Annotated in this window: 6 protein-coding genes; 3 read left to right on the top strand and 3 right to left on the bottom strand. The window is 42.2% G+C overall.

All coding sequences use genetic code 11. The annotated features are described in order from the left end of the window. Window positions 1–195: 195 nt before the first annotated feature. Entirely contained in the window at window positions 196–1,245 is a 1,050-nt protein-coding gene (gene fni / locus LC574_RS23050) for a type 2 isopentenyl-diphosphate Delta-isomerase (RefSeq protein ID WP_229455890.1), read from the bottom strand. Between the two features lie 153 nt (window positions 1,246–1,398). On the opposite strand from fni, the gene LC574_RS23045 reads away from it, so the two are divergent. Then, complete coding sequence (locus tag LC574_RS23045) at window positions 1,399–1,986, top strand: Uma2 family endonuclease (RefSeq protein ID WP_229455889.1); 588 nt, start codon at window positions 1,399–1,401, stop codon at window positions 1,984–1,986. Window positions 1,987–2,102: 116 nt separating this feature from the next. On the opposite strand, the gene LC574_RS23040 is transcribed toward LC574_RS23045, so the two are convergent. Then, the gene (locus tag LC574_RS23040; RefSeq protein WP_229455888.1) at window positions 2,103–2,477 is read right to left on the bottom strand and encodes a DUF433 domain-containing protein; all 375 of its coding nucleotides are present in this window, start codon (window positions 2,475–2,477) and stop codon (window positions 2,103–2,105) included. Between the two features lie 446 nt (window positions 2,478–2,923). Between LC574_RS23040 and LC574_RS23035 the strand changes: the two genes are divergently transcribed. Further along, window positions 2,924–3,190 (top strand): hypothetical protein, encoded by a 267-nt coding sequence (locus tag LC574_RS23035; protein ID WP_229455886.1) that lies wholly within the window; start codon window positions 2,924–2,926, stop codon window positions 3,188–3,190. A gap of 492 nt (window positions 3,191–3,682) precedes the next feature. Next, the gene (locus LC574_RS23030; RefSeq protein WP_229455885.1) at window positions 3,683–3,970 is read left to right on the top strand and encodes a transposase; all 288 of its coding nucleotides are present in this window, start codon (window positions 3,683–3,685) and stop codon (window positions 3,968–3,970) included. Here LC574_RS23030 and LC574_RS23025 read toward each other — a convergent pair. Continuing rightward, on the bottom strand, window positions 3,964–5,487 hold the full coding sequence (locus tag LC574_RS23025; protein WP_229455884.1) for a phenylacetate--CoA ligase family protein: 1,524 nt from the start codon (window positions 5,485–5,487) through the stop codon (window positions 3,964–3,966). The genes LC574_RS23030 and LC574_RS23025 overlap by 7 nt on opposite strands. Window positions 5,488–5,780 lie beyond the last annotated feature (293 nt).

The following is a 5,780-nucleotide window of genomic DNA, read 5'->3' as shown; positions in this document are numbered from 1 at the left end:
GGCATTGGGCATTGGGCATTGGGAGAGAATTTTTAACTCCTAACTCCTAACTCCTAACTCCTAACTCCTAACTTCCCATTCCCCATTCCCCATTCCCCATTCCCCATTCCCCATTCCCCATTCCCCATTCCCCATTCCCCATTCCCCATTCCCCATTCCCCATTCCCCATTCCCCATTCCCCATTCCCCATTTACCTATTCTATGCGCTGTAAACTATCAGAGTGCTTTAACTGATACAAGGTGGCGTTGCCAGTGCAGAATAATACCGTGGTGATTTCGGCGATTAATACTTCAGCCAGTTCCGCAACTGCTGTCTCTGATGTTGCTGCTGCTTGCAAAAAAGGCATTGCTAAACCAGCTATATCTGCTCCCAAGGCGATCGCGGCTGCAATATCCAATCCATGACGCAAACCTCCCGAAGCAATTAAAGGCACATTTGGAGCGATCGCTCTAATAGTTGTAATACACTCTGCTGTCGGTAAACCCCAATCGGCAAATGTCCTCCCTAAGCGACGTTGCAAGGGATTTTCTGCCCGTTCGCTTTCTACTTTTGCCCAAGAAGTTCCCCCCGCACCAGCTACATCAATTGCTGCTACCCCAACAGCGATTAGTTTGTTGGCGATCGCTGCTGAAATGCCGTTACCAACTTCCTTCGCAATCACTGGCACTGGTAGTTGATTGCATAAATCAGATATCTTGTCAAGCAAACCCCGAAAATTAGTATCACCTTTGGGTTGAATGCACTCTTGTAGAGGGTTAATGTGTAAAATCAGAGCATCAGCTTCTAGGATATCAACTACGCGCAAACATTCATCTAAGCCGTACTTATAGTTAAGTTGCACAGCCCCCAAGTTCGCAAAAAGCAGAACATCGGGGGCATATTTGCGGACAGCAAAAGTATCAGCCACTTGGGGTTTTTCTACTGCTACTCGTTGGGAACCGACACCCATTGCAATTTTGTAGTGTTGCGCGACTTGGGCTAAACGTTGATTAATGATTGCGGCTTGTTCTGTTCCGCCAGTCATGGAAGAGATTAACAAGGGTGCGCTAAGGTGTTTCCCCAGGAAAGCTGTACTGATATCAATATCGTCGTGGTTGAGTTCGGGTAAGCAAGAATGGGTGAAGCGATAACGTTCCAGTCCATTGGTGATTTGATGAGACTGAACATCTTCCTCTAAGCAGATCCGAATGTGATCGGCTTTGCGATTCTGAGTTTGTGCAGAGATGTTGGTAGGGGCGTTCACTGGTGGGTATGGCTAAAAGTATTGGCTTGCGATCGCTATTGTTACATTGTCTGCAACCGTATTTGTATAACAAAAATATTTATTTTCGCTCTCTTTCGGGTACGTTACGCTATTGATAACATAGCCATTCCCCTATTTTATGAGTTAATTAATATGGTTTTACAAACAGAAAAGCGCTACTACACCCCAGAAGAATATTTGGAATTAGAAGAGAAAGCTGAATATAAAAATGAATACAGAGACGGAGAAATTATACCCATGACAGGAGGAACAACTAACCACAACAACATTGCAGGTAATTTTTACAAAAAATTTCCCCTGACAGTGCAAGGAGAAAATTATAACATATATATAGGCGATGTTAAATTATCAATACCTCGTTATCGCATTAATACTTATCCTGATGTTATGGTCATCAAAGGTAAGCCTATTTATGAGGGAACAGGTAAAACAATTATCACTAATCCCTTATTAATTGTTGAAGTCTTATCAAATTCAACTAAAAATTATGACAAAACAGATAAGTTTAAATATTATCGTTCAATTCCTGGTTTTCAGGAATATATTATGATTGACCAGTATAGTTTTGCTGTAGAACAATTTGCAAAGCAAGCAGAAGGTCAATGGATTTTTAAGGAATATGAAGGTGAAGATGCAGTTTTAGTCTTAGATTCTATCGATTTTCAAATTGCCTTGCGTGATATTTATGAGCGAGTTGATTTTGAATTGATTGAGGAATGATCGCCTATTGGTGACTACAATGCTTGATTTTGCAATTACTTGATTTCAGCCGCTTGCTGCAAGGCTACCTGCTAAGACAACAGAATGTCCTCGTAAATTATGATCGATCAGAAGGTTCATGCTTGCGATTCAAGCTTGCTTCGTTCTGCTCGAAGCTTTGCTCGAATTGCTTGTGTACCTGGTCTTGGAGGTTTTGCAGCAATGCGAGCAATCAGATCGCAATTTTGCTCCTCGTAATATTGCCGCAGTTCCTCAGTTTCCTTAAGAACTAATTGATACTCTGCTTTAACTTCGGCACGATGTGCATCAATGTAAGATAGCGCACAATGCACTTGTTCATCTGTGAGGTTGAGCATGGCACGGATAAACTTGGGTGGGTAATGCTCTGTCACATAGTCCATCACGTCATACAAAGTGATGCGTGTGCCTGAAATCGTTAGCCCACGCTCGGTACGAATAATTGAAACTTGCCCATTTGATGCTGGAGTCATATTTGTACTCCTTAAGAATCTAGCTTTATGGTATCTCACAGACAAGTGCGATTGCCAAACATGGGCATCATTCACCGTGAATGATGCCTACTTGTTGCTCATTACGCCGTCTGTGTAGAAGCTGCTTTTGAGTCTGCGGTCGATTTTAACCGGGTGATAGTGGCTGTCGAGGCTGGAATTAATCGATTTAAATCCGATTACTCTCTGTTCGGTTTTTTCTAGTAAGGGAGAGGTTCTTTTCTTGCGTGGCATCAATGCATACTTTTTACTAAACTTATCTTTCTAGAGTGTCTCAATGGGACAATGTAGCGGTTCAGTAAAACTTGCAAAAAAAGGTGTTTTTTGTAATAAGTTTTGATTTTTGGCTCAGTAATTACACGACGCTAGACAATAAATCGTTGAAAAAAGACTTGTGTTCTGAATGAATGGACTTGTGTTCTGGACGAATGGACTTGTGTTCTGAACGAATGGGCTTGTGTTCTGGACGAATGGACTTGTGTTCTGGACGAATGGACTTGTGTTCTGGACGAATGGGCTTGTGTTCTGAACGAATGGGCTTGTGTTCTGAACGAATGGGCTTGTGTTCTGAACGAATGGGCTTGTGTTCTGAACGAATTGGTAAAACTCAAGGACACCGCATCGCTTTAATTGGGGAACCGGGTGCGGGAAAAACTACTCAGTTGCAAACTATAGCAATCCTAAATCATATGTGAAAGCTTCTCTTTCTTTTCTTGGCGCTCTTGGCGTCTTGGCGGTTCGTTAATTTTCACAACTCAGATAGGATTGCTATAGCTTTTATACTTGACTTTTAACTTCATTGTGCCTAAGCTATCGACTATAAATTCAAACGAACTTGTGTTGTGAACCAAAGCTATCAAATCTTCCAGGTGCTTTGGTTATCTTAGGGGAAACTGCGGCAGAGGCGATCGCCCCTAATAAAACAAACATTGTAAACAGAATGGGAATGCGATTGCCAGATAGATTCGTTTTGCGTCATGCCTAATCATATTCACGGGATTCTGATTATTAATCAAATACAGGACTTACGCAAAAATCGCCGAAAGGCTTAATTTATCGAACCGCCCTTCGGGTTCACCAGTCGCCTACGGCGGGAAACCCGCCTACAGCGCTGGTTCACCAAGACGCCAAGAACGCCAAGAATTCGTAGAGCGTGCGTAAGTCCTAAAATACAAGAAGAAGACGCGATGAATCCCGTCTCTACAAGGGGGGATGGTGAACGGGGTGGGGTTACTGAGTTATTTAATCCGATGTTGTCTAAAAATTCTCTTTCTAAAATTGTTAGGTGGTACAAAGGACGATGTACATTTGAAATTAATCAAATTTATGAAGGTTTTGGATGGCAAGGAAGGTTCCATGACAACATAATCCGTAATGAATTTGCCCTCGATCAAATTAGACAATATATTATCAATAACCCAATCAATTGGGAACGCGATCGCAAACAACCACCCCACCCCCCCTTGTACTATTGACGGGTATAACGATGTTTCACCCCAATCGGGAAATATTCAAAATCACCCATTGGGGCTAGTGTAACTTGTGGTGTTTGATATTCTGCGGGAACATAATTAGCAAACTCGCTATTTAGGCGTAGCAGTTGAGAGAGAATAGAAGATGCGATCGCAAGTCTTTGATCTTCACTACCCTCTACCCCTGGTGCTAATTCCACAACCACAGATAAAAATCGGTTCTTATCTGCATCTTCCTTCACCTGCAATACAAATTTACCCGTCACCCATTCTTGAATTACTGGTTGTTCTAATCCCACCGTCACATTTTCGGGATAGATATTTGCACCAAAGTAGGAAACTGTAAAGTTAGAACGCCCAAAGACATAAACGAAAGGTAATGAGTGAATACCTCTAGGGGAGTGGGGAGTGGGGAGTGGGGAGTTTTCTAACGCTGCAACAGGATCAAATCCCCATTCTGCTAAAAATTGCAGCATGGCATCATAACTAATTATGCCGCCAGTATCTAAGATGTCATAACGCACTAAGGGAATACCGTTATCTCCTGAAAACAGCAATCCGCCATCTTGAACTTCAAAAAAGCGACTGCAAGGATCATACTGTACTAACGTCGGTAAACGTGATTCCCCAAATAAAGCTCTAGCAGCATCGGGATTTTCTGCCAAAAAACGGCGAATGTAGATACTTAACGGTGTTTCATTACCCAAAACTCCTGCATCTGCAGTGCCGTAAAGTGATGCAAAATCATAACAAGGATTTTGTGAACCAACTCTTTCACTAACTAAACTCCGCCATTCTTCACTAAATACTTCTCCCGCCATCACTAACTTAATCTGATATTGTTGCCACTCCACACCACAAGCAATACCAGTATCAATCACATCTTTTAAAAATGGCGGGTATCCCAATAACACCACTTGTTCAAATGCTGAACCTAATTCTTGGACAACTCGCAAGATTTCTTCTTTGTTGTTACCAGGAGTAATTACAGTGATAGGATAACCTTTGCTAGCAAGATAACGACAGCAATTGCTGGTAAATATTCCACCTACCCAAGTCCCTAAAGTGAAACAAATCACTGCTAGGGTACGTCTGGTATCTGTATAGAAACTATCGTGAAAAATTTGTTCAAAACGTGTGGCGATTTGGAGTTCATCTGTGAAAAAACGAGGCCAAAATGTCGGTTTACCAGTGGAACCTGAAGAAGCAGCTATCATGTCGCACCCTTGGAGTTGCCCGTTGCGGCACAAGTCAGCTAAAGGATAATGCAGTATATAATTTTCCTTGGCGATCGCTGGTAGTTTTTGAAACTCCTCTAAGGTTTGAATAGTCGCGGGATTAATTTCCCTTTCTGCTAAAAACGCCTTGTAGGCTGGTACATTAGCCGCCACATCGTGAAATAAACTCAAAGTTGTCGAAGTTTGAGTGTTGAGATGCCGTTGCAGTATCGTTTCTAGGGGGGTAGACAAAAAATCTTCAAATGCTTTAATTACTTGCTGCTGTCTTGATTTCTGGTTCATGACGCTTGTTGTTTATCCTCAAGTAGAACCACACCGTTAAAATAATTCGTAATACTTCGGCTACGCCCTTCTCTACGAGAGGCTGCGCCAACGGCTACTCTCAGGACAAGCTTAGGGCAAGCTCAGTACAAGTTCGTAATTCGTAGGATATCCGAAAATGAGGGTATGCGCGTGCAGTAGGCAAGTCGTTTGTTCTGAAACAAGGAATAATTTTTATTTTTGTTTCGTGAATAAATAAATTTGCTTGTATCCTAATTACGTTAGTGCAGTGGTAGCGAGTTACTCACCTGGGC

This window comes from Nostoc sp. CHAB 5715 (assembly GCF_020829685.1).
Lineage (GTDB): Bacteria > Cyanobacteriota > Cyanobacteriia > Cyanobacteriales > Nostocaceae > Nostoc.
This window is presented reverse-complemented; position numbering and strand designations above follow the sequence as displayed.

What these genes read in the sequence shown, in the direction of transcription:
- LC574_RS23045 (WP_229455889.1), top strand. Translation starts at nt 1,399, where the DNA reads ATGGTTTTACAAACAGAAAAGCGCTACTACACCCCAGAAGAATATTTG.
- LC574_RS23040 (WP_229455888.1), bottom strand. Translation starts at nt 2,477, where the DNA reads ATGACTCCAGCATCAAATGGGCAAGTTTCAATTATTCGTACCGAGCGT.
- LC574_RS23035 (WP_229455886.1), top strand. Translation starts at nt 2,924, where the DNA reads ATGGACTTGTGTTCTGAACGAATGGGCTTGTGTTCTGGACGAATGGAC.
- LC574_RS23030 (WP_229455885.1), top strand. Translation starts at nt 3,683, where the DNA reads ATGAATCCCGTCTCTACAAGGGGGGATGGTGAACGGGGTGGGGTTACT.
- LC574_RS23025 (WP_229455884.1), bottom strand. Translation starts at nt 5,487, where the DNA reads ATGAACCAGAAATCAAGACAGCAGCAAGTAATTAAAGCATTTGAAGAT.